Origin of the sequence: Mesorhizobium alhagi CCNWXJ12-2 (assembly GCF_000236565.1) — a bacterium.
Classification (GTDB): domain Bacteria; phylum Pseudomonadota; class Alphaproteobacteria; order Rhizobiales; family Rhizobiaceae; genus Allomesorhizobium; species Allomesorhizobium alhagi.
Genome location: NZ_AHAM01000300.1, coordinates 46,944 through 67,992, shown reverse-complemented (window position 1 = coordinate 67,992; position 21,049 = coordinate 46,944). Strand labels below are relative to the sequence as shown.

Genomic DNA, 21,049 nt, shown 5'->3' with positions numbered 1-21,049 from the left:
CCCCCCGCCATCAGCGTCACGCCGAGGCCACGCGCCGCGCCGTGACAGCCTGGGGGCTGGAGGTGTTCTGCCGCGAACCGCGCCATTATTCCGGTTCGCTGACAGCCGTTCTTATGCCGGACGGCCACAGCGCCGACAGGTTTCGCCGCACTGTCGCCGACGCGTTCGACATGTCGCTCGGCGGCGGGCTTTCCAAGATCGCCGACCGGGTTTTCCGTATCGGCCATCTTGGCGATTTCAACGACCTCATGCTCGCAGGCACGCTCGCGGGCGTGGAAATGGGGTTGGAGCGGGCCGGCGTGCCTCACCAGAAGGGCGGCGTGCAGGCGGCTCTCGACTTCCTTGTATCGGAAGCCGGCATGGCCGACGCTGGGAGGGCAGCCGCAGAGTAGCGCAATCCAACGAGACCGGCGCCAAGCCGGCGGTCGAAACGACAAACGGGAGGATTTGCAATGAAATATGGATTCATCTTCGGAGCGACGCTGTTTGCCGCCGCATTCATCCAGCCGGCCGCCGCGCAGACCGAGATCAAGCTCGGCCATGTCGGCGAGCCCGGTTCGCTGTTCGCCCTGTCGGCGGACGAATTCGCCCGGGCCGCCAACGAGAAGCTCGGCGACAAGGCGAAGGTCGTCGTGTTCGGCTCCAGCCAGCTCGGCACCGACGAGGAACTCATGCAGAAACTGCGGCTCGGCACGGCCGACATGGCGCTCCCGTCGAGCGTCATGTCGAGCGTGGTGCCCGACTTCGGCCTGTTCGAGATGCCATATCTCGTCAAGGACCGCGAGCACATGAAGAAGATCGAGGCGGCGGTTGTGTGGCCAACGCTCGCGCCGGCAGCGGAAGAACAGGGCTACAAGATGCTGGCGGTTTGGGAGAACGGCTTCCGCCACATCACCAATAATAAGCGGCCGATCGTGACGCCCGAGGATCTTTCCGGCATCAAGCTAAGGACCCCCTCCGGCGAATGGCGCGTGAAGATGTTCCAGGCCTACGGCGCCAATCCGACGCCGATGTCCTTCTCTGAAGTGTTCACGGCGCTGCAGACGGGCGTCGTCGACGGCCAGGAGAATCCGCTCACCCAGATCGCCAGCGGCAAGTTCCAGGAAGTGCAGGATTATCTGTCGATGACCGGCCATGTCTATACGCCGGCCTATCTTCTGGTCGGGCTGAACCGCTGGAACGGCCTGCCCGAGGATGTCCGCCAGATCCTGGAGGAGACGGCGAAGGAGACGCAGGCCTTCGTCTACGAGAGCGCCGAGCGGCTGGAAGGGGAACTCCTCGCGCAGATGCAGGAGGAGAGCGACATCCAGGTCAACGAGGCTGACAAGGACGCCTTCATCGCGGCCAGCGATGCGATCTACAAGGAATTCGGCACGCAGGTAGAAGGCGGCGCTGGGATGATCGAAAAGGCGATCAGCCTCGGCAAGAGCCAGTAAGCCGGCCCGGTCCGGCGAACGCGTTCACGCATCCTTGAAACAACGAGGTCGTGCCTGTGACTGGTCTCACGCGCTTCCGAACCGTGCTTGAGCGCACGCTCGAAGCCTGGCTTGTCTTCCTTATCGTCGCAATGACGACGGTCGTGGTGCTCGCCGCGATCTGGCGCAAGGCCGGCGCGTCCTTCGTCTGGTACGACGAAGTCGGCTCAATCATGCTGGCCTGGATAACCTACTACGGTGCGGCGCTCGCCGCATTGAAACGTGGCCACATCGGCTTCGACGGGATCCTCTTGGCGATGCCCTATCGCTGGCGCATCGGCGCGGCGGCGATCGCCGAGATTGTCGTCTTCGCCTTCTTCATCGTCCTGGCCTGGACCGGCTGGCAGGTTCTCCAGGTTCTGCAGGGCATGAGGCTTATCAGCCTGCCATGGGTCCCGATTCAGATAACCCAGTCCGTCATACCGATCGGCGCGATCCTGTTCATCATCTGCGAGGTGCTCAGTCTGCCGGAATATTGGCATCGTCTGCGCGAGAAGATTTCCGCCGACGAGGCGGAAATCGCCGAACATCTAGAGGCGCAGGAGACGCTGCGGCCATGATCCTTTTCCTGATGCTTGTGGGGCTTGTCGTTCTCGTCTTCATCAATGTTCCGATCGCCGTCTCGCTTGCGGCGGTGGCGACGGTGGCGATTCTGGTCACGCAGGGCGCCTACATGCTGCCGAACGTGGCGCTGACCATGTACGAAGGCGCGCAGAGCTTCCCGCTGCTCGCCATCCCGATGTTCATCCTGGCGGGCGCGATCATGAATTCCTCCGGAATTTCACGCCGACTGATCGCATTTGCCTCGGCGCTGGTCGGCTTTATTCGGGGCGGCCTCGCGATGGTCAACATCACGACCTCGATGTTCTTTGCCGAAATCTCCGGTTCCGCGGTCGCGGACGTGGCGGCGATGGGTCCGATCCTTATTCCGGCGATGGAGAAGAAGGGCTATCCGCGCGCCTTCGCCGCGGCGGTCACCTCTTCCTCGGCCAGCCTCGCCATCATCATACCGCCCTCCATCCCGATGATCCTTTATGGCGTGATGTCGGGAAGCTCGATTGTTCAGCTTTTTGTGGCTGGAATCGTTCCGGGCATCCTCGGCGGGGTCGGGCTGATGATCGTCTCCTACTGGATGGCGCGCCGGCGTAGCTGGCCCGTCGAGGAGATCTTTCAGCTCCGTCGAGTCTGGGCCACCTTCAAGGAAGCCGCCTGGGCCTTCATTATTCCCGTCATCATTCTCGGCTCGATCTTCGGCGGTTTCGTCACGGCGACGGAAGGGGCGGGGATCGCGGTGGTCGCGGCTCTGTTCGTCGGCGGCGTCATTTATCGCGAGCTCAATGTCAGTTTCCTGTACAAGGCTGCGATCGAGGGCGCGATCCAGACTGCGGTGGTCATGCTTTTGGTTGCCGCGTCGGCCTTGCTCGGCATCTATCTGACCGAGGCGCAGGTTCCGCAGAGACTTGCCCAGGGCATTCTCGACTTCACCGAGAACCGCTATGCGGTGCTCGCGCTCCTGAACATCTTCTTCCTTGTCATAGGGCTTTTCCTCCATTCCGCGGCCGCCATCATACTGGTGGTGCCCATCGTCATGCCGCTGGTCGGCTCCGTCGGAATTGACCCGGTCCATTTCGGCCTGATCGTGACGTTGAATCTCGCCATCGGCCAGCAGACCCCGCCGGTGGCGAGTGTGCTCATCGCTGCCTGCTCGGTCGCCAAGGTGGGCATCTGGGACGTGACGAAGTTCAATGTCTGGTTCGTCGCCGTTCTCCTCGCCGTGCTCATGCTCGTGACCTATGTGCCGCCGATACCGATGGCGCTCGTCGACTACTTCTACGGATGAACCAGGAATTCCGATGACCGATCTCCCGCTTTCCGCCGCGCAGACAATTTTGGATGCCACGCTCACTGAGGCCCGCCGCCTCAACCTCAAGCCGCTCGCATTGGTGGTCCTCGATGGTCGGGGGGCGGTCAAGGCGGCGGTAGCGGAGGACGGGACGAGCCTGAAGCGCTTCGAGGTCGCGCATGGCAAGGCCTATGGCGCGCTGGCGCTCGGCATCGGAAGCCGAGCCATCGGCAAACGGGCGGTCGAGCAGCCGACCTTCGTCGCCGCGGTTTCGCATGTGGTCGGCGGCGCGCTGGTGCCGGTTCCGGGCGGGGTGCTCGCCAGGGCCGGGGACGGGCAGGTCGTGGCGGCGATCGGCGTTTCAGGCGATACGTCGGACAATGACGAGGCCTGCGCCAAGGCGGGAATTGAAGCTGCCGGCCTGACGGCGGACACCGGATGACGCCGCAAGATACCGGCGGCGGCAGCGCCGAACTGCTGATCGAGACCGCGGGCGCGATCGCCACGGTTACCCTTAACCGGCCGCAGGCGCGCAACGCGCTGACCTTCGAAATGTATGACGGACTTGCCGCCTTCTGCCGCGGCATCGATCCCGACGGTGCCGTAAAGGCGGTCATCGTCACAGGTGCCGGCGATCGCGCCTTCGCCGCTGGCACCGACATAACCCAGTTCCGTGATTTCAACACGGCCGAGGACGCGCTGGCTTACGAGCGGCGTATCGAGGCCGTACTGGATGCGATTGAGACCTGCGCCGTGCCGACGATCGCGGCTGTCGCGGGGGCATGCACCGGCGGCGGCGCCGGGATTGCCACCGCCTGCGACCTCCGCATCGCGGCGCGGGGCGCGAAATTCGGCTTTCCGATCGCCAGGACGCTCGGCAATTGCCTTTCGATGGCGAATTATGCGCGGCTCGCCGCGCTGATCGGCGCGGGTGGCGTGATGGAGATGATCTTCACAGCGCGCCTGCTGGAGGCGGAGGAAGCTATGGCGGCCGGACTTGTGTCCGAGGTGCTGGACGATCATCAGGCGCTGATGAGCCGCGCCACCAAGCTGGCCCAAACACTTGCCGGCCATGCGCCGCTGACCCTGCGGGCTACCAAGGAGGCGCTTCGGCGCGTCCGGCAGGGCCGCACCGACGGCGATGACCTCATCGCCATGTGCTACACGAGCGCCGATTTCCGCGAAGGGCTTGAGGCCTTCCTGGAGAAGCGGCCGGCCGAATGGAAGGGGCGCTGACCCGATGGCCGAAGCCGCCAAAGGGCCGCTCGCCGGCATGCGGGTGATCGAATTGGCGCACATCATGGCCGGCCCGGTCTGCGGCCTGATGCTCGCCGACATGGGCGCCGATGTCGTCAAGGTGGAGAAGCCGGAAGGCGACGACAGCCGCCGCTTCCTGCCGCCCGACATCAACGGCGAATCCGCCGCCTTCATGATGATGAACCGCAACAAGCGCGGCATCGTCCTCGATCTGAAAAGCGCCGAGGGCAAGGAGGCGCTGCGCCGGTTGCTGCTCGATGCGGATGTTGTGATCGAGAACTACCGCAAGGGGACGATGGCTAAGCTCGGGCTCGGATACGAGATCCTCCGCAAGGAAAATCCCGGCCTGATCTATTGCGAGATCTCCGGCTTCGGACGCACCGGCCCCTATGCCGATCGCGGCGGCTTTGACCTGATCGCGCAGGGCATGTCCGGGCTGATGTCAATCACCGGCGAGGGGCCGGGCCGGCCGCCCGTCAAGGTCGGAGCGCCGGTCACCGACATCACCGCCGGCATTCTGGCCGCTCTCGGCGTCGCCGCGGCCTACGCCAAGCGGCTGCAGACCGGCGAAGGGCAGCGCGTTGATACGTCCCTTTTCGAGGCCGGCATCGTCCACACCTACTGGCAGTCGGCCATTGCCGCCGCCACTGGCGTCTCGCCGGAGCCGATGGGCTCCGCCCATCCGCTCAACGCCCCCTATCAGGCCTTCCAGACGTCGGACGGCTGGATCAACGTCGGGGCGGCGAACCAGCGCAACTGGGAGCGGCTCGCGACGCTTATCGAGGCGCCGGAACTGGTCACCGATCCGCGCTTCCGGTCCAACCGCCATCGCATGCAGAACCTCGCCGCGCTCGAGCAACAGCTTGCGCCGATCTTCAGACGCCGCTCCACGGAAGAATGGCTCAAAGCCTTCGCCACAGCGGCCGTGCCTGCCGGGCCGGTCCTCTCGATCGATGCCATGCACCGGGATCCGCAGGCGCTCGCCCGCAACATGGTGCTCGACATGCAGCATCCGGTAGCAGGTGCGACGAAAGCGATCGGCTTTCCGATCAAGTTTTCCACAACGCAGGGCGAAACCGGCCGACCGGCCCCCGTCCTCGGGGAACATACTCGCGAAATCCTGGACGAGGCGGGCTATGCCGGGGAGGAGATCGACGTGCTATTCTCGTCCGGAGCCGCCCAGGGACGCTGATCCGTCGCCACCAACCGATTGGCGATCCCAGATATTCCTTTTAGAACGATTGGCGCGAAGGCCCGCCGTCTCGGTGCGATACGGCGGAACGGCCATCAATCAACGACGCGAACGACGATTTTCCATCCGGGCCGGACCTTCCCGATCCTCGTCAGGCAGAGCGGGCAGGTGCTCGGGGTTGATGGCGCCAACGCCGCTTCCGCTTTCCCGTCTGGCAGCTTGATGAGGATGGCCGCCCTTTTATGGTGCTGCCTGCGCTCCATGCGACGTTGGGCAATACTGCCTGGGCGGTCTACCGGTTTCTGGTATCGCCCTATGGTGCACTCGATGGGCGGACGAGGCCTTCGAGCCCTTTAGCAGGGCGATGAAGCCTCGGTGTTGGCCGAGGCGGAAAGTGTGGCTTGGGGCGACTTTGACTGAATGCCCAGCATTCCACCCCAGCCGATTTGCGCGTGCAACGCTCGAAGTCGAGACAATCCTGCCGGGCGGATCTACTGGAGCACTTATCCTGATCCCCTGGGATACGGAAAATCGCCAAGCCGTTTCAGCGATCCTCGGCGCCGTGTCGATGCCAATCGCTTCAGCGTCTGTACCTCGGCGCCGCCCTCAAGGTGTGCTTCTTCGAAACGGTGCTCCGCGACCGCCGCGAAGGTCTTGTCGACGACGTTCCGATAGAGGCGTTGGAGTTGACCCAACGGCGCTATGCGGAGATCACGACCACGGCGGAGTTTCGCCTGGTCGACCCGAGGGGCGGCAATGCGGTTAGGATGGGTGTGCCGGCCGCCGCCAGAACCTGGCCCGCCGGTGGTCGCTGGCATTTCACGAGCATTCATCTCAGCCTGACGGGATCATTTATCCCTCGCGCCTCAACGGCTCGACCAATCTCGCAATCAATGATCGTGCGATACCGAAGCTTCAGCCGAAGCGCGTTGTAGCGCTTCTCGGCGCGCCCGGCTTGGCGTGACGGAAGAAGACTGCTGCCCACTCTCACCTCCGCCCCAAAATACCGATTGCCTATTCGGCATCGGGCGAAGATGCTTCAATGGCCAGGACGTCTAATCCTTCAATTTCTTGCATCACCTTTCCAGCGATGCCTTGCAAGTCGCCGTACATCCCGACGGTCGACTCGATCACGCCTTGGATCTGAGCCTCCCGCTTGGCCCACAGCCGTGTTGTGGCCTTGCGTTCCTTGGCCAGGTCCTCCTGCATATCAGAGAATTTTTCGACGATCGCTTCGACGCGGTGGCGGAACCGGGGACCGGTCAGATAGCCATAGACCTGCTCCATTTTGGTAGCCTGGCCGTTCTGGGCGAGGCGGGAGTTCGCCAGCTCGATGAGGGATTGCCGGAGCATGATGGCGATTGGAATCGCGCATTTGGTATGGGCGACATAGACCCCGTCCAGAAGATCGAACGTTTCCACACTGGGAGGCAGCGCCTCCGAGATCATCAGCGCGATATCCGCTTTCGCCGCCCGTTGATCCGCCCTGAGCTTCCCCAGCCAGCCCTGGCTCCAGTTTTTGGTGCGTTTCGATTCCCATAAAATCGCGCCGCATGGCTGGCCGGCCGGTCCCACAACACGGTGCAGGACATCTCCACCGAACTCGCCCTTGGCCACCGGTTCAATGATGTCCATTGGGAACCGACTAGCGATCAGGGACTCCAGTTCGAGCTCCAGAACCTCGCCCTGCAGCTGCTGGGAACCCTGTTCCGCACGGCGCTTCAGCTCCTCAATCTGACGCTGCATGCCGGCGATCTGTTCCTCTTTTTCCGCAACCTTCATCTTGAGGCCGTCTTCGGCCTCGGACCTCGCCTTGACGCGAACGGCGTCCAACCCTTCCTGGATCTTCGTTTCGATGGTCAGCGCCATCTCGCGCTTTTCATCGTCAAGCGCACGCTGCTTTTTCAGGAATTCAGCCTGTTGCTGCTGGGCCGCAGTGAGCTTTTCGTCACGCGCCTTCAACAACGCCTCCAGCTCTGCGAGCTTCTTATCCTTGTCCTCCAGGTCTACCGACAGCAGCAATTTTGCCTTGCGGGCCTCCTCGCTCGCGATTCCGGCACGCTCAAGCTTAACTTTCTCGGCCACCTGGTTGCCGATGTCCTCTTTCGCGGCGGCAATCTCAGCCTGCTGGCGCTTGAGCTCCTCTTCTCTGGCAGCCATCGATGCGTTGCTCTGCGCTAGCCGCACTTCGTATTCTTCGCGCGTGGCTGCAATCAACGGGGCCGCGAGCGACTCATTGAGCTTGATTTCCGTCTTGCAGGTTGGACAGCTGATTGTCGGTTCATTGAGAATCCTGTCGCCCTGCAGCATGGCTTTGGGTTGGACGGTCATCTACGCGCTGCCTCCCTGAGGAATCAGTTAAAGGAAAACACCAGACTATATGTCGCCAGCCATATTCGAAAAGGAACAAAGGGTGAATTGAGGGGTTATCCCCGCCGCAAGGCCAAGGGGAGGTGCTTCTTACCCTTCGCTGGACATGCCAATCGGGAGGGGGACGGCGTGCACGTCGGCAAAGATATGAGCGTAGTCGACGAGGCGCTGCGTAGCCTCAAGGAAAAGGTTGACGGTCTGCCGGCGCCGGCGACCATCCGGCAGATTCGCGCCAAGCTGAAATTGTCGCAGCGGGAAGCCGGGGCGCTGTTCAAAGTCGGGGAGAACGCCTTCGACAAATACGAACGCGGCCTAGTCGAGCCGAGCGCTCCCGCTCCTCCAAAAACATCCCGAACTTCTGGACGATTTGCGGTAACGCTCTATGCCCTGTGTCGGTTTCACTTCCCGATTTCAATTGAAAAGCTTAGGTGAAAATCCTGCTCTCTCGGGCCGAGACATCGCGGTCTTTAGCGGGGGAGGGGAGGGACTTTTTAGAGCCCGGACGCGGCGTGGCCGAGCTGCTTCTGGACATAGCGCTCGTCGACTTCCGCCGAAGAGGCAAGGCCGGCCCGCAGCAAATGGCCGGAGAACTTCTTCTCTCGTTCGCTCTCCGACAGGTCGCCGCGGACGCCAGCAGCCATTGCCGTACGCTTGACCAAGCGAGCCGCGAGAGTGCGCGCGAAAAGGCCAACGAGTGAGCTAACTTCTCCATGCGCATCGCATCACAAGTCGTTAAAATCGCCCTTCAGGTGCGCGATGCGCGGCATAAAGAAGCGTCAACCGAATCTCGGGGAACGTTCCGATGGAGCATCGCGTATGCTGCGCCACCGAAGCAGTTGGTCGGCGCAGTGGGCCGGCTCACGAAGCGCTGCGCCTACCAGCCGACAGAACAGGCAGTGCTGGCCAAATGTCTCCGCCACGCGAGCGCACAACGTCTGGCCTCTCGTGCCGCCTGTCAGACGATTGAGCGCCCGCGATACGTTGCCAAGCCGACGCCGGAAATTCCCGGAGATCACGAAGCCTCCCCGCCGGGTACGAACCTGCACGCGGCTAAAGATATCATCACGTTCAAGATATTCTCATGAATCGACGGATTCAGCATTTTGGCTTTACGGCTTGCGTTATCCAACTTCTGGGGGACATGACCGATTGTGGTCGCTCGTTCGTCGCATAGGCGGCTTTATCCAAACGCCGGAACCCAGCTGCGTCCCCTTCGCCGCATCTGGCACAGCCGCGACGACCAGCGTGCCGCAGGACGGGCAACGGACTGCCAGACGCCGATGGCGCTCAATCAAAGGCCTGATCGCGAGCAGCTCAATCTTATCGTGCTCGCTGACGGTTTCGGCTGGAAGATCTTCGACAGGCTGGCCCGGCAGCAAGGGCATTGGTCGCGATGCTGGTCGATGATGCGATCGGCATCCTCGCTCAGCGCGCGGCTGTGCCCCTTATCTCCCGGCTTGGCGCCGCCGGGCTTCGCCTTCCCAAGTGATGCGACCAACCGGCAACCCCGCTTGAAATGACGCCCTCGACTTATATGATATTCCGCCTCCGAGAAGCTTGAGATCGTACGGCTCGTCGAGCAGTCCATCCGCCGGCGCGCCGCACGCTGGAAAAGCTCGGCACTCCCCGCGCCACAGCAGCCACGCGGGACAGTGGGTAGGCATCCGCTTGAATCCCATTCGACATTCGCGGCAGTCGCAAGCGGTGTGCCAAGCGTCGACATAGATCCCGGCGATGTGCATTTGGTCGTTGGCGATTCCCGGCCCGAACCATCGAATGCCCACGTGCTGTGATGTGATGCATGCAAAACAGCGGGAAGGGTGATCGCATTTTGTCCCACCCGGAAATGGGCAAAGGCGCCCCTGACGATTCGATACAAATTGCCGAGGTGAACCCAGTCCTGTTGGCCGCGGCGTTGCAATTGCAATTGAGGTCCGCGAGGCACCTGCATAGTCTGTCGTCCTACTCGACAATTTCAGGGGCGCGCCTATGCGATACAGTCTCGTCTCCAAGCACGGCAGGATCACCGACGGCGCGTTGGTCGCCGCGTTGACACAGGCCCTGACCCGACGGGGGGTCGGTTTCAAGGTGGCGGTGGAAACCGCCGCCAGATTGCAGGCAGGAGAGACTGTCCAGGGTGTCGAGATCGAGCTCGTGTTTTCAAGGGATGAGTTCGAAAGTGAGATGGAAACACATGGCATCCATGCGGAGTGGGGAGGCGGCGAACCGCGCGAGCCATTCACGCTCCACCTGATGCCGGATCAAGCCCGCTGGAGGGGTGTGTGGCCGAAGGCGGTCGCCAGTGCGTTAAAGACCCACGGGTTGCCGGAAGACGAAGCCGACGATCTCGGAATGCGATTGGCGGCGGGAAATAGCGTCGATGGCGTCGTGCTGCGGTGGGTGCCGTCCCGCGACGAACATCTGGTGATCGAGCACCTGGAAGGCTACGGAGCTAGGGTCACGAAGGTGGCGGGAGGCTGAGCGCGGCGGCTGAACACCGGCATTGGCTCCCAATTCCGCAATAGCTAAATCCGTCTCCACAGAGAACATTTTGGTTAGCGCCATCGGCGTGGGGATGTACAATTGCCCCGGGGCTGGCGACATCAAAGGCTGCGAATTTGCAGGAACCGCCTCGTTGGTTCCAATTTGCCTCAAATACCCGCGTCGATCTTAGCCGAAAATCTCTCATGCCTGTGCATCGGCGTGCCCGGGGGCGCAGTGATCCGGAGACGCAAAATGACGTCCGATTTGGCGCTGGCGCGAGAGCATCTGGAACTCGCTTGGGTCAAGCTGGCGGGCGACGATACAACGGGCGTGGAAGTCCGGCAGGCCATTGACCTTCTGCTCGATCGCGTGGCCACCGCCGAACACAGGATGAACCTGTGCAAAGCGGAAGTCCCAGCATTTCGGCCGACACGACGCGACGCAATTGCGACAAGTACAGCTGCTGGAGTTAGGGTCCGGCCAGCTATGTCAGCCTTAGATACTCGCTGTCGAAGCTCGACAGTTTCATCAGTTTGGTACGGTTGATTATCTCAACAGATCCAGCCTTGAACGAGGCGATATCGGCCTTCCGCAACGCCCCAAAGGTCCGGCTGACATGAACAGCCGTGAGGCCAAGGATATCGGCAAGATCCTGCTGGGTGAGTGGGCAATCGAATCTCCCTCGGGCGGCCAGGCCGTACGCTGCCAGCCTTTCCTCCAGTTCGAGCAAAAGGTGGGCGGTCCTGGTTATCGCATTGCGTCGCCCGGCGTTGATCAGGTGTTCCGCTAAGATAGAATTCTGGCGCGCGATGGCGCGGGTCAGCGTACTGCCGATGGCTTGGTGCAGGAGCATCGCACGGTCCAGTGCCCGCTTCGGAACTTCGAACAGCGACAGCTCCGATATCGCCGACAGTGTGGCGTAGTTCGGCCCGTCGACAGCCCTGACGCCGATGATGTCGCCCCTAAGAGGCGTGTCGATGATCTGCCTGCCGCCGTTGTGGAGTTCGCGGTAAAGACACCCCCAGCCAGATTTGACGATGAAGATTCTTTCGTCCGTGTCGTCCTGGCGGCTGATTACCGTGTGGGAACGGTAGCGTTTCGCAGCAACATTGAGGAATGCATAAGCCTCGCGTTCATCCTCCGTCAATGACACTCCAATCGGATGTGCACGGACGAACTGCAACAATGTCTGCATGAAAAACTGCGTTATGCCTCAATCGAAACACAACCTACAATAGGTGCTCGGCAAACGCCAGTCTCCGACAGTGTCCGAACGTATACCGAGCAATGCTCGTATCGGAGCCGTCGATTGGGACCGTATCCGTGGCGCGCTGATTAGCCCATGCAGCGGAATTCATCGCGAGCCGTGGGCGGAGAATTGCAGCCCGCGTCCCGATTTTTCTGGTGCTTTGGCGGTTGGGGGCCTCTGAGACAGCGACCTCGATGACCAACGCCATTACGGCTTTCAAGAGGTGCTGTTTTCGTCGCCGACTTCAACGGCAAGACGGCGCATGACCGTGGGTGTGACTTCCCGTGCATAGTCGATGAGGGCGCTAAAAGCCTCGGTCCTGGCCGCATTCCTGTCGCCGGCCAGCCATGTTCCTTCGGTGTCCGAAAAGAGCCGGTCATTGTTGCGTAGGTCCAAATAATAAAGGGAAAGGGCCATGCGGTTAGTCTCCTATGGGCTCACTGCTGTCGAGATCCCACAGCCTTCGAGCGGACTGGACTGCCACTGATCGGCCTTTCGTACCCAGCTTCGGGTGCGCCATAGCTACCCTCAGCGGGCGCGATCAGCGCTTTCGATCACGGATGACGATTTTGCCGCTTGGCACGGATCGATCCGTTGCGGCGCCAGATCGTCGCCGAGAACGGCAGCCGTTCCTGTCATGTCTCATGGCCCAGAATGCCCGCTTCGGCCTCCCGGCCAGTCGCCATCTCGGCGACAATCGAGCCGATGCGTTCCTCGAAGAAGTACACGAACTTGATCGCCATGCCGCTGTTCCAGGTGATTGCGCAGTCCAAGCTTCACATCCAGATGGGGCGAGATCAGGAACCGGTCCTGCAGGTTGAGCATGCAGAGCACCCTGTTCTGTAAAGCGAATTTGCGGAGTGCGGCATCGGCTCCCCCCTTTTTCAAAGGGCAAGAGCACGCGTATCGCCTGGTCGGCTGCGCCCGTAACATCGTGCAGCCGATAATTAAGTATGAGGGTGCGCGCCGTCGATCTGTGGGCGTGTGTACAAAACCGACACGGGACGAGTCTTGGTGTGTCTCCAACAGGTCTGTGAAGCGAGCGTTCAACCGGTCACCAACCTACCCGAAAGCGTCATTGGTTGACAAAGTTCGATATTGCCGCTGACACGGAGAGGCATCCATTTCAATATGCCGCACCACCATCTGCGCCATCGCCTCCTTGTACGTTAGACCTTTTCGGCGGCCATTCGCGCGGCCAGAAACCGTTGTCGAGCGCCTCCATCAGCCAGCCCAGATGCGCCGGGATAATCCTTGGGTTTGTGCGCCGCTCGAACGCCGATATTGTCATCGAGCTGGTGTAACCGAGCAGCGACGCCAATTGCGCTTGAGTAAGGCCGAGCCGCTTGCGGATTGCCCGAAATTCACCTGACGTCATAGTTCTTTATGAGCTACTTCCGCTGCCATTGTTTTGCGCTATCCGGACCGATTCCGGCATCATGAAACGCTCGGCAGCCTCACCCGTTGCATGTCCGGCTTGGTCTGAGCGGATGTCGGCGAGTACCCAGCGTTCAGGCGCGCTCCCCCGATTTTGTTGATTTGGTCACAGCCCAGTAAAGCACTGTCCGCGACGCAGCGGAATCGTTGTCCGGTTTTTTGCGAGATGCGCAGCCTAGGCATTCGTTGAATGGCTTATCCTCTTCAGCTTCCGAGCCTCGCGTTCAAGCGTCGCACGGTCATTGCCGTGCCGCCTGATCAAGTCGCGGACCTGCCCTAGGGACATGTCGAACTCATGGGCGAAGTCGCGAATCTCATAGTGATCACCGGACGATAGGCGACCTTGGTCCTGTTTGCTGTTCTTGCTTTTACCATCTGCCATCACGCTCTCCCTGTCGAGAGCGAACCCGCCCTAGCGGGCAATTGTTCCAAAATGGAGGGCTCCTCTTGGGAGAATGACGACTGAAGAATTATGTTCTAGTGCGGCAATTCTCAAAGTATCGGAGATCGCCATGTCCAGGCGCGAAGCGCCAGCGGTAATACTGCTATTTGGCGGCGAAGCGGGGAGAGCCGGCGCACACACGAGGAGGTGGCTCGGCTCTCACCCTGCCCAGAGGTTCTACCTCCCGCCCTCCGGGTCGTGGTTCTTCAACCACATTTGGCCCGAATTGTTCCGCGCGGGGGTCGTGATGTGTGGGACCGGTGTTTGTGAATCCGCGGCCGGATGCCTGAAATTCTCGACCATACCGCATTCGATGCCTGGCTTGATCCCGGCAAGGTTCGCCTGTCGAAGCGAAGGAAGCTGGGCGATACGCTCGATGACGCGACGTGTTGCGGCTGCTGCGCACGTTTAACCGCACCGGTTCAATGTACTCGGAAATCATCTGCCGGGTCTGAACGCAAGAAACCCGCCGCGCGAGAGGGGACCCGAAGCAGCGGCGGGCTTCCTTTTTCCAAGGGGTTCGGGGTTGCCCTGAGGAGTTCCCCTTGGATACTTGAAAACTGCCGCAAGAGCATCTTGTTCCAAATCCTTGGGCACCCGCTTTCGTGGCTCGACGTCGGGGTTGAGCTGATGCCTAAGGCGATGGCTAGATCCGATTTTGCCTAACCTGTGACTGCAGGCCTGCAAGAATCTCCTCGAATTCGTATCTCGGTAGTGGACGTGACAGCAGGAAGCCCTGAAGCTCGTCGCAGCCGATCGACCCCAAGAAGCGATCCTGCTCGACGGTTTCGACGCCTTCCGCAGTCGTCTTAAGGCCCGTTGCCTTTGCGAGGTCGACGATCGCTCTGACGATCGCCTCGTCACCATTTTCGGAACCAAAGCCCTGGACGAAGCTGCGATCGATCTTGATGCGATCCACATCGAGCTGTTGCAGGCGGCCCAGAGAGGAAAACCCGGTTCCGAAGTCGTCGAGCGCGAACCTCACGCCAAGCTCCTTGAGTGCTTGGATATTTTGCTGCACGTGCCCGTCCTTGTCGGAAAGGGCCGTTTCCGTCACTTCAAGCTCGAGCCGACGCGGACTCATGCCCGTTGCCATGAGTATGTTGGCGACACGAACAGCATACACTGGGCTCCGTAGCTCAACTGCCGAGACGTTGACGGCGAGCGTCTCGACAGACCAGTTGACTGCCGCGCTACACGCTTCATTGAGCACAAATGCGCCCAGCCGCTCGATCAGGCCTGTTTCCTCCGCCAGCGGAATGAAGGCATCAGGCGCCACGCGACCACGTACGGGATGGTCCCAGCGGACGAGTGCCTCTGCTCCGGCAAGCCCGCGGCTCCGGGCGGCGTAGAGAGGCTGATAGTAGACGCAGAACTGGCCAGAGTCATCTAGAGCTTCACGAAGGTCCCGCTCGAGTGCGCGCCTTTCCGTAACCAACTCTTCCTGGGCAGGGGAGAAAATTGCATAGCCGCTCCGGCCGTTTGCTTTGGCCGTGTAAAGCGCGATATCAGCCTTGCGGGTAATGGCAACGCGTTCCACACCGTCCTTCGGTGCAATTGCTGCGCCGACGCTTACCCCAATAAAGACCTGCGTTCCGGCAAGTTCAAAGGGATGGCGGGCAGTTTCGACGATCCTTGTGCATAGCTGCTCGATCTGGGCTTCATCGGCGGGATTGCGGAGAATAATCGTGAACTCATCGCCGCCCAACCTCGCGACCGTATCGCGTTCGTCCGTCAGGCGGCGCAACCGATCGGCGAACTCGCGCAGCAGCTCATCACCCGCCGGGTGCCCCAGCGTGTCGTTCACCTCCTTGAACTTGTCCAGATCGAGGTAGAGGACCGCCACCCGCTCCCCGGCTTTCGCGATTGCAGCAAGTGCTTCATCCAAACGGATCTCGAACTGCTTTCTGTTCGGCAATCCGGTGAGCACGTCGTGGGAGGCGAGGTGCCTTATTTCAGCCTGCGTGCGGTTGAGGGACAAGGAGCGGCGGCGGAGCACGATCAAGAAACCTACCAAGGCCACTATGCCCGCGATGAAGAGGGCCAGAAGCACCGGCCAGACATCGCCGAATACGACCGTGCCTGGGCGATACGGCGTCCAGACGTAGTGTCCGATCGCTTTGCCAGCCGAGTCGATCAACGGGCTGACACCTTCATCCCGACCATGATCTTGTGTCCAGGAGAACCTGAGGCCGTCGAGCAGATAGCTGTTTTGGAGTTCCCTTACGAGGCTGTCGTCAAGGTAGCGGACCGCGATGTGCAGGGCTTCCCCTCCCGCAGGCTGCTCAATTTCACCGCTATCCGATACGATCGGCTTGACACTTATGATTGCGGGCCGTCCGGAAACCACCGAAATCTCCGAGGTGCCGATCGTCAGAACCTGATCCGAAGTCCCCGATGCGTCTCCAGATCTCAAGCGGTTCCTCAACTCCTCTACAAGGGGCTGAGTTTGTGGCCAGATATCACGAACCATCTCCGGATCGGCCATTGTTCCGTCTACGGCAGCGTAGAGCGGCCGGTTTTCTGAATCGATGACATAAGCACCGTCATGTCCGAAGTAGGTGTTCATCCAGCTGCCGAGATTGACGTCGATCCAGTCCGTCGCCCCTGCGCGAACATTCTCGACCGCGTCGTCCCATACGGTGACGCTTTCCTGATCATGTGCGACCGTGGATCGCAACTGCGACACCACGAGATCGACCAGCGCCCTCTGGCGCTCTACGGAGATCCGATCCGCCTCTGCCGTCGACCAGTACAAGAGGCTACCCGCGATCAGGTTGAGACTTATCGCGGCGGCAAAAAAGGGAACGACAGTGCGGATGAAGAAGCGCAGGGCGCTTGGGCTTCCGAAGTGACCCATTACATGAAACCGGCAATTGTTCTTGTTCTTCCGTAACTTTGCCACCTGAAGCATTAACAGGCTGTTGCCGACTGCAGCCCGGACGAGCGCGAAATTTTGGTGTGCGGCATAGTGCATGCCTAGCAAGAGGCTCCCCGGCAGACAGGAGCTCCGATTTGACAAAAACGACGGATCAGCCGTCGACCACCCACACCAGGTTCTCGTAGAAGGCTTCCCGAGACAGCCGTTCCGCATCCGTCATCGCCGAGTGCTGCACCCTCGATAACGATTCCGGATGGGGTCTTTATGTCGGCACGGTGGATTTCCCGTCGGGCGCAATATGAGAGATCTCCCTGCATTCCTCGCGAAACCTGTTCTTCCATTCGCGGTGCGACGGGGTCTCGCTCTCCCACCATGGATCGCAGTCGTGCGGTCGAAGTGCGCCACCGATGCATGATGTGCGGACCGTATTTGGAAATCATCGCCGATCCACATGTCGTACAGACGGAAAGGACTCGCGCCGTTCCTATCGACCAGTACGTCCGGCATAGGGTGACGTCTCGCGGCGCGGCAGAGACAACTCTAGCCGTATATCGAACGGGTCGATCTCCCGAACCGTGTAGTCGGCAGCCTGCATACTGCGGACAATGTCATCGGCTATCCGCTCGCGGCCGATGTTGCGAAAAGCACCGGCGAGGCGGCCGGCAATCGTGCTGTGACCTCCTTCGAGGAGGCGCGCGAGAATTTCAGATGCGTCCGAGAACATCGCCAATGCCGTCCTCGCGCCGGTCCGCTTTTGCGTGAAGAAGGCGTGTGAGGCTTCGATGAGCGCCACCGGTAAGGGGCGTAGAGACGAAGGCCGTCTGATTCGGCAATATCGCGGGCGTGCTAGCCGGCAAGTCAAAAATCGAGGTGCCGTGCAAAAGGGAAGTGGGCTTGTTGCCGCCAACGGGAGATCGCACCAGCAATTGCCCCGGAACCGTGCGATTGCCGTTATGAAGGGCGATCGAGGGTCCCGGGGGCGATGCACCAGTCTTTGCCGAAGCGGTCACTCAAATAGCTGGCGCAAAAGTCCCAAAACGAGGCGTACCAGCCCGTCGTCTCGCCCTGGCGCTGATGCGGATTGGTCGCAAGGTACCAACCCTTCATGACTTCTTGCAGAAAGCCGCCTTTGAGGGGCCGTTCGCGATGGGTGCGGGAGGGATTGCTCGAACGGATGGCGACGATCCGCTGATCCTGCAGTTCTTTTAGCGCAGCGAGCGACTCGGCCAATTTCTCATGTGGCGGTGCCATCTTTCACGGTCCTTGGGTTTTTGTGTTGCGCGCTTATTAGGGTCTTGCGCCGCGCTGTATATGCAATCAGCTGATCGCTGGTTGGTTGGGAAGGCGCAAAAATGCATGCCAGCCGGATTCCTTGAAAACAATTCTTTCCGCCAGTGAGCGCTGGCCCAGCTTTGCGGAAGATCAGCGCGCCCAGAAAGTCGGTGTGAAGATCACCAGCACGGCGAGAATCTCGAGACGTCCGAGCAGCATGGCGAAGGAAAGAATCCATTTGGCCGAATCCGGCAGCGATGAGAAATTACCGACTGGGCCGATGATCGGGCCGAGGCCGGGACCGACATTGGTGAGCGCGGTCAACGCGCCGGTCATCGCTGTCACGAGGTCGAGGCCGGTCGCGCCGAGCATGATCGTCGCGATCGCCCAGATAACGAAGAAGGCTGCGATGAAAAGCACGATCGTCCGCTGCATGTCGTGGTCGATCGTGCGGTCTCCATAACGAACCGGCAGCACTGTATGCGGATAGATCAGCCGGCGCAGGCCGTTGGCCATCAGTTCGAACAGGATCAGGAACCGGTAAGCCTTGATGGCGCCGGTCGTGGAACCCGAGCAGCCGCCGAGGAAGGTTGCGACGAAGATGCAGACGACCGCGAAAGGACCCCATTGCGTGTAGTCGTCGCTGGCGAATCCCGTTGTGGTGATAATAGACATAAAATTGAAGGCCGAATGCGTCAGCGCCTCGAAGAACGGCGTATCGAGCTGGACACGCAGATAGATCGCGACGGCGACCGTAAACACGATGCAATAGCCGGCGAAAACCCGGATCTGCGGATCGCGCAGTGCGTCGAAACGGCCGCGAACCGCAAACAGAATCATGATCGAAAATGGCAGGGCGCCGAGAAACATGAAGAAAACCCCGATCCAGAGGATCGCCGGCATTTCGGCATAGCGGACGAACGACGTGTCGTGGGGGGAGAACCCGCCGGTCGCGAGCGTCGCCATTGCGTGGTTGACGGCGTTGAATCCTTCCATCCCCGCAGCCGCATAGCTGATGGCGCAGGTAACGACGAGGCCGGTGTAGATTGCGATCAGGCTGATGGCGAAGGTCTGGAAACGCTCGAACGGTCTGTCCTCGATGTCCGACGATTCGATCTTGAAATAGGAAACGCCGCCGACGTTCAGGAAAGGCAGCAGGAATAGGCCGAGCGCGATGACCCCGAGGCCACCCATGAAGTTCAGCAGCGAGCGCCACAGGATCAGCCCCGGAGGGGCATTGTCGAGCCCGCTTATCACTGTCGATCCGGTGGTGGTGATGCCGGAGACGGATTCGAAGAAGGCATCCGCCATGCTCATTTCCAGTGACGAGGCCAGAAATGGCACAGCGCCGGCGATGGCCATAGTCAGCCAGAGCAGATTGACGAGGAAGAAGCCGAACCGCGTCGTCACCGGCGGCGCGTGTCCCTGCGTTGCGAGCGCCACCGCGATTGCAAGCCCGCCCATGAACAGCGCCGAAAAGGCGAAGACCCGCCAGTCTTGGTTGCCGAAATAGAGGTCGACCGCCGCCGGGATCAGCATCGCGGCGGAGAGATAGAGGGCGAAGACGGCTGCAACGTGGATCGCGGCGCGAACGGCAATTCTATTCACGTAGACGGGACCCCAGGCGTGACGCGCCCCCGTGCGGGGCAAGCCAGCCGGGGGCGTCGGAAGCCTAACAGTGGCTTCATCGGGATGAATATGCAATACACCTGCCAATCTCTAGCCGGTCGACTACCTCCACCTCGACTTCACCTTGCCGGTCGAGACCGCCGCCGTCGCCGATCAGAACAAGGCGGTGATCCATGACCTCCCGTTCGGCGCCGCCTCGGCACCCGCATGCTTAACCGCCGTCCTACATACGTGCGGCTCGCTATCGCCATTGCCACAGCGGCCTGACTGCGATCGACGGCGCCGGTGTGACCTTCCGCGTCAAGCACCACCGCCGCAACGGGGAGGCGCGCCACTCATTCATACGGTCAATGGCTCTCGATAGAGCGAGAAGCCCTGTCATGCGATCCCCCAAGATCAGTACGAGGCGAGCCTTCGCGCCCGGATTGTTTTGCGGTAAACACGCGATGGTGGAGGAATCCGGCTGACATGCGATGGCCGAACATCAACGCCCAAAGTTCCTTCCATGGCATACCTCCGGGCCGCGCAGCCCGACGCCGGGCGCGCCCTACCTATGTGACGACGAAACAGTTCCTGCTGCAGTTCGGGTTCAATTCGCTGCGCGGCCTGCCCGACGCCGAGGCGCTCGAGGACGAGCTTGCTTTCGAAGGAAAAGCTGCTGGCGGGAGACATGCCGGCGGCGCTCGATGATCCAGCCCGCGATGAAGATGTTGAGGCTGGGTAGAGCAGTTCGTCATTTTGAATTTCGGCTTTGTGGTGTCTTTTGCCATCGACCGGGTCAGCGAGGTGTTCAAGTCCGCGGCCGAACGGACCGAGGAATCCGTCCGCGACAAGACGTGCTCGCAGCCGAAACGCTGAGCCGATGAAAAATTCTGCAAGGCCGCTTCCCCACCGAAGCGGCTTTTGCCGATTCCAGATTTGCGGAAGATTCGAAAGCGACAATGCTTACAACCGAGCCTCCCGCCCGTGATCTATAGACATCGATACCGGTGCAGGTTGGCATCGCACACGCTTGGCGCAGGCGTTCTGTCACTCACGCCGCATAGCCGGTCGTTCCGCTGTCGGCATCCTTTTGCACAGCATGGCGTTGTGTCGAGTGACCGCTCAAGAAATCGCTGGGAGGCTCAAATGAGCAAACGCGCAGAAGACTTCATGGACAGTTGGCTCGATGCCAAAGTTACCGACCGGCACCTCAAGGCGCCGGAGAAGTCGGCGCCGATCCTCGCGGAAAAGTGCGCCAATGACGCCAAGAAAGCGGGCGTTCCGCTTGAGGAACTGGAAGAGGTCGTGGTCGACATAGAACAAGCGATCACCGACGAGCTGACGGTTGCAGCGCCCAAAGGAAATCCTGCATGAGCTTCAAGGGCCTGGTCTTCATTCGCCGATGGGCGAAGGAGGATATCGACAAGCCGCGCGTCTTCGGCGAGCCGCGGAGTCGGCGCGCCCGAACTGGCCGAGGCGTTCCGCAAGGACGCAAATATCGGCGCAGGTCAAGCTTGAACAGGTTGAGGAGGAAGT

General features: G+C 61.0%; 21 protein-coding genes and 5 pseudogenes. 17 read left to right on the top strand and 9 right to left on the bottom strand.

Annotated features, from left to right (window positions below; genetic code table 11):
* The 9 genes and pseudogenes from MAXJ12_RS31415 to MAXJ12_RS36185 all read left to right on the top strand — a co-directional run.
* Nucleotides 1-392, top strand: a pseudogene (locus tag MAXJ12_RS31415) (serine--glyoxylate aminotransferase); the annotation flags it as partial.
* A gap of 60 nt (nucleotides 393-452) precedes the next feature.
* Nucleotides 453-1,436, top strand: coding sequence for a TRAP transporter substrate-binding protein (locus MAXJ12_RS31410; RefSeq protein WP_008840235.1), 984 nt, complete (start codon nucleotides 453-455; stop codon nucleotides 1,434-1,436).
* A 56-nt stretch (nucleotides 1,437-1,492) separates the two neighbouring features.
* Entirely contained in the window at nucleotides 1,493-2,035 is a 543-nt protein-coding gene (locus tag MAXJ12_RS31405; protein ID WP_244421672.1) for a TRAP transporter small permease, read from the top strand.
* Nucleotides 2,032-3,315 (top strand): TRAP transporter large permease, encoded by a 1,284-nt coding sequence (locus MAXJ12_RS31400; RefSeq protein ID WP_008840233.1) that lies wholly within the window; start codon nucleotides 2,032-2,034, stop codon nucleotides 3,313-3,315. The genes MAXJ12_RS31405 and MAXJ12_RS31400 overlap by 4 nt, the downstream gene beginning before the upstream one ends.
* A gap of 13 nt (nucleotides 3,316-3,328) precedes the next feature.
* Nucleotides 3,329-3,760, top strand: a complete 432-nt coding sequence (locus tag MAXJ12_RS31395; RefSeq protein WP_008840232.1) for a GlcG/HbpS family heme-binding protein — start codon at nucleotides 3,329-3,331, stop codon at nucleotides 3,758-3,760.
* Nucleotides 3,757-4,554 carry an enoyl-CoA hydratase/isomerase family protein gene (locus MAXJ12_RS31390; protein WP_008840231.1) on the top strand — a complete coding sequence of 266 codons (798 nt, stop codon included), beginning with the start codon at nucleotides 3,757-3,759 and terminating at the stop codon, nucleotides 4,552-4,554. The genes MAXJ12_RS31395 and MAXJ12_RS31390 overlap by 4 nt, the downstream gene beginning before the upstream one ends.
* A gap of 4 nt (nucleotides 4,555-4,558) precedes the next feature.
* Nucleotides 4,559-5,767, top strand: coding sequence for a CaiB/BaiF CoA transferase family protein (locus tag MAXJ12_RS31385; protein WP_008840230.1), 1,209 nt, complete (start codon nucleotides 4,559-4,561; stop codon nucleotides 5,765-5,767).
* Nucleotides 5,768-5,920: 153 nt separating this feature from the next.
* A pseudogene (locus tag MAXJ12_RS39385) lies at nucleotides 5,921-6,124 on the top strand (XRE family transcriptional regulator); the annotation flags it as partial.
* Nucleotides 6,125-6,560: 436 nt separating this feature from the next.
* A complete protein-coding gene (locus MAXJ12_RS36185; protein ID WP_085984147.1) occupies nucleotides 6,561-6,731 on the top strand; it encodes an RES domain-containing protein in 171 nt (56 codons plus the stop codon).
* A 50-nt stretch (nucleotides 6,732-6,781) separates the two neighbouring features.
* Here the strand turns inward: MAXJ12_RS36185 and MAXJ12_RS31380 are convergent, their stop codons facing one another.
* Nucleotides 6,782-8,098: a DUF2130 domain-containing protein gene (locus MAXJ12_RS31380; protein WP_008840229.1), complete on the bottom strand. Its 1,317-nt coding sequence runs from the start codon at nucleotides 8,096-8,098 to the stop codon at nucleotides 6,782-6,784.
* Between the two features lie 168 nt (nucleotides 8,099-8,266).
* Here MAXJ12_RS31380 and MAXJ12_RS36180 point away from each other — a divergent pair, with 168 nt between their 5' ends.
* Nucleotides 8,267-8,569, top strand: coding sequence for a type II TA system antitoxin MqsA family protein (locus MAXJ12_RS36180; RefSeq protein WP_244421671.1), 303 nt, complete (start codon nucleotides 8,267-8,269; stop codon nucleotides 8,567-8,569).
* A 68-nt stretch (nucleotides 8,570-8,637) separates the two neighbouring features.
* On the opposite strand, the pseudogene MAXJ12_RS36175 reads toward MAXJ12_RS36180, so the two are convergent.
* Nucleotides 8,638-8,802: pseudogene (locus MAXJ12_RS36175) on the bottom strand (integrase); the annotation flags it as partial.
* Between the two features lie 45 nt (nucleotides 8,803-8,847).
* Between MAXJ12_RS36175 and MAXJ12_RS31370 the strand changes: the two are divergent.
* The 3 genes from MAXJ12_RS31370 to MAXJ12_RS31365 all read left to right on the top strand — a co-directional run bounded on the left by MAXJ12_RS31370 (nucleotide 8,848) and on the right by MAXJ12_RS31365 (nucleotide 10,618).
* Nucleotides 8,848-9,222 carry a hypothetical protein gene (locus MAXJ12_RS31370; protein WP_040589070.1) on the top strand — a complete coding sequence of 125 codons (375 nt, stop codon included), beginning with the start codon at nucleotides 8,848-8,850 and terminating at the stop codon, nucleotides 9,220-9,222.
* Between the two features lie 195 nt (nucleotides 9,223-9,417).
* The gene (locus tag MAXJ12_RS37340; RefSeq protein ID WP_139044149.1) at nucleotides 9,418-9,657 is read left to right on the top strand and encodes a hypothetical protein; all 240 of its coding nucleotides are present in this window, start codon (nucleotides 9,418-9,420) and stop codon (nucleotides 9,655-9,657) included.
* Nucleotides 9,658-10,126: 469 nt separating this feature from the next.
* Entirely contained in the window at nucleotides 10,127-10,618 is a 492-nt protein-coding gene (locus MAXJ12_RS31365) for a hypothetical protein (RefSeq protein ID WP_008840225.1), read from the top strand.
* A gap of 487 nt (nucleotides 10,619-11,105) precedes the next feature.
* On the opposite strand, the gene MAXJ12_RS31355 is transcribed toward MAXJ12_RS31365, so the two are convergent.
* The 3 genes from MAXJ12_RS31355 to MAXJ12_RS31340 all read right to left on the bottom strand — a co-directional run bounded on the left by MAXJ12_RS31355 (nucleotide 11,106) and on the right by MAXJ12_RS31340 (nucleotide 13,248).
* On the bottom strand, nucleotides 11,106-11,774 hold the full coding sequence (locus MAXJ12_RS31355; RefSeq protein WP_244421673.1) for a Crp/Fnr family transcriptional regulator: 669 nt from the start codon (nucleotides 11,772-11,774) through the stop codon (nucleotides 11,106-11,108).
* Nucleotides 11,775-12,086: 312 nt separating this feature from the next.
* Complete coding sequence (locus MAXJ12_RS31345; RefSeq protein ID WP_008840222.1) at nucleotides 12,087-12,287, bottom strand: DUF6894 family protein; 201 nt, start codon at nucleotides 12,285-12,287, stop codon at nucleotides 12,087-12,089.
* Nucleotides 12,288-12,996: 709 nt separating this feature from the next.
* Entirely contained in the window at nucleotides 12,997-13,248 is a 252-nt protein-coding gene (locus MAXJ12_RS31340; protein WP_008840218.1) for a helix-turn-helix domain-containing protein, read from the bottom strand.
* A gap of 783 nt (nucleotides 13,249-14,031) precedes the next feature.
* Here MAXJ12_RS31340 and MAXJ12_RS37330 point away from each other — a divergent pair.
* Nucleotides 14,032-14,415, top strand: a complete 384-nt coding sequence (locus MAXJ12_RS37330) for a hypothetical protein (RefSeq protein WP_139044147.1) — start codon at nucleotides 14,032-14,034, stop codon at nucleotides 14,413-14,415.
* On the opposite strand, the gene MAXJ12_RS31330 is transcribed toward MAXJ12_RS37330, so the two are convergent.
* The 4 genes from MAXJ12_RS31330 to MAXJ12_RS31320 all read right to left on the bottom strand — a co-directional run bounded on the left by MAXJ12_RS31330 (nucleotide 14,396) and on the right by MAXJ12_RS31320 (nucleotide 19,510).
* On the bottom strand, nucleotides 14,396-16,726 hold the full coding sequence (locus tag MAXJ12_RS31330; protein ID WP_008840216.1) for a putative bifunctional diguanylate cyclase/phosphodiesterase: 2,331 nt from the start codon (nucleotides 16,724-16,726) through the stop codon (nucleotides 14,396-14,398). The genes MAXJ12_RS37330 and MAXJ12_RS31330 overlap by 20 nt on opposite strands.
* 388 nt (nucleotides 16,727-17,114) lie before the next feature.
* Nucleotides 17,115-17,423, bottom strand: a complete 309-nt coding sequence (locus MAXJ12_RS34780; RefSeq protein WP_050898962.1) for a hypothetical protein — start codon at nucleotides 17,421-17,423, stop codon at nucleotides 17,115-17,117.
* A 158-nt stretch (nucleotides 17,424-17,581) separates the two neighbouring features.
* Nucleotides 17,582-17,860, bottom strand: a complete 279-nt coding sequence (locus tag MAXJ12_RS34775) for a hypothetical protein (protein ID WP_050898960.1) — start codon at nucleotides 17,858-17,860, stop codon at nucleotides 17,582-17,584.
* Between the two features lie 192 nt (nucleotides 17,861-18,052).
* Nucleotides 18,053-19,510, bottom strand: a complete 1,458-nt coding sequence (locus MAXJ12_RS31320) for a TrkH family potassium uptake protein (RefSeq protein ID WP_008840215.1) — start codon at nucleotides 19,508-19,510, stop codon at nucleotides 18,053-18,055.
* A gap of 115 nt (nucleotides 19,511-19,625) precedes the next feature.
* On the opposite strand from MAXJ12_RS31320, the pseudogene MAXJ12_RS40290 reads away from it, so the two are divergent.
* The 3 genes and pseudogenes from MAXJ12_RS40290 to MAXJ12_RS31310 all read left to right on the top strand — a co-directional run.
* Nucleotides 19,626-19,772: pseudogene (locus tag MAXJ12_RS40290) on the top strand (IS91 family transposase); the annotation flags it as partial.
* 274 nt (nucleotides 19,773-20,046) lie between these two features.
* Nucleotides 20,047-20,255 (top strand): annotated as a pseudogene (locus MAXJ12_RS31315) (SMC-Scp complex subunit ScpB); the annotation flags it as partial.
* Nucleotides 20,256-20,659: 404 nt separating this feature from the next.
* Complete coding sequence (locus tag MAXJ12_RS31310) at nucleotides 20,660-20,887, top strand: DUF768 domain-containing protein (protein ID WP_008840212.1); 228 nt, start codon at nucleotides 20,660-20,662, stop codon at nucleotides 20,885-20,887.
* Nucleotides 20,888-21,049: the final 162 nt, after the last annotated feature.

What these genes read in the sequence shown, in the direction of transcription:
- MAXJ12_RS31395 (WP_008840232.1), top strand. Translation starts at nt 3,329, where the DNA reads ATGACCGATCTCCCGCTTTCCGCCGCGCAGACAATTTTGGATGCCACG.
- MAXJ12_RS37330 (WP_139044147.1), top strand. Translation starts at nt 14,032, where the DNA reads ATGCCTGAAATTCTCGACCATACCGCATTCGATGCCTGGCTTGATCCC.
- MAXJ12_RS31345 (WP_008840222.1), bottom strand. Translation starts at nt 12,287, where the DNA reads ATGGCCCTTTCCCTTTATTATTTGGACCTACGCAACAATGACCGGCTC.
- MAXJ12_RS31380 (WP_008840229.1), bottom strand. Translation starts at nt 8,098, where the DNA reads ATGACCGTCCAACCCAAAGCCATGCTGCAGGGCGACAGGATTCTCAAT.
- MAXJ12_RS31310 (WP_008840212.1), top strand. Translation starts at nt 20,660, where the DNA reads ATGAGCAAACGCGCAGAAGACTTCATGGACAGTTGGCTCGATGCCAAA.
- MAXJ12_RS31330 (WP_008840216.1), bottom strand. Translation starts at nt 16,726, where the DNA reads ATGCACTATGCCGCACACCAAAATTTCGCGCTCGTCCGGGCTGCAGTC.
- MAXJ12_RS31390 (WP_008840231.1), top strand. Translation starts at nt 3,757, where the DNA reads ATGACGCCGCAAGATACCGGCGGCGGCAGCGCCGAACTGCTGATCGAG.
- MAXJ12_RS31370 (WP_040589070.1), top strand. Translation starts at nt 8,848, where the DNA reads ATGCGCATCGCATCACAAGTCGTTAAAATCGCCCTTCAGGTGCGCGAT.
- MAXJ12_RS31365 (WP_008840225.1), top strand. Translation starts at nt 10,127, where the DNA reads ATGCGATACAGTCTCGTCTCCAAGCACGGCAGGATCACCGACGGCGCG.
- MAXJ12_RS31400 (WP_008840233.1), top strand. Translation starts at nt 2,032, where the DNA reads ATGATCCTTTTCCTGATGCTTGTGGGGCTTGTCGTTCTCGTCTTCATC.
- MAXJ12_RS31410 (WP_008840235.1), top strand. Translation starts at nt 453, where the DNA reads ATGAAATATGGATTCATCTTCGGAGCGACGCTGTTTGCCGCCGCATTC.
- MAXJ12_RS31340 (WP_008840218.1), bottom strand. Translation starts at nt 13,248, where the DNA reads ATGACGTCAGGTGAATTTCGGGCAATCCGCAAGCGGCTCGGCCTTACT.
- MAXJ12_RS31385 (WP_008840230.1), top strand. Translation starts at nt 4,559, where the DNA reads ATGGCCGAAGCCGCCAAAGGGCCGCTCGCCGGCATGCGGGTGATCGAA.
- MAXJ12_RS37340 (WP_139044149.1), top strand. Translation starts at nt 9,418, where the DNA reads ATGGCGCTCAATCAAAGGCCTGATCGCGAGCAGCTCAATCTTATCGTG.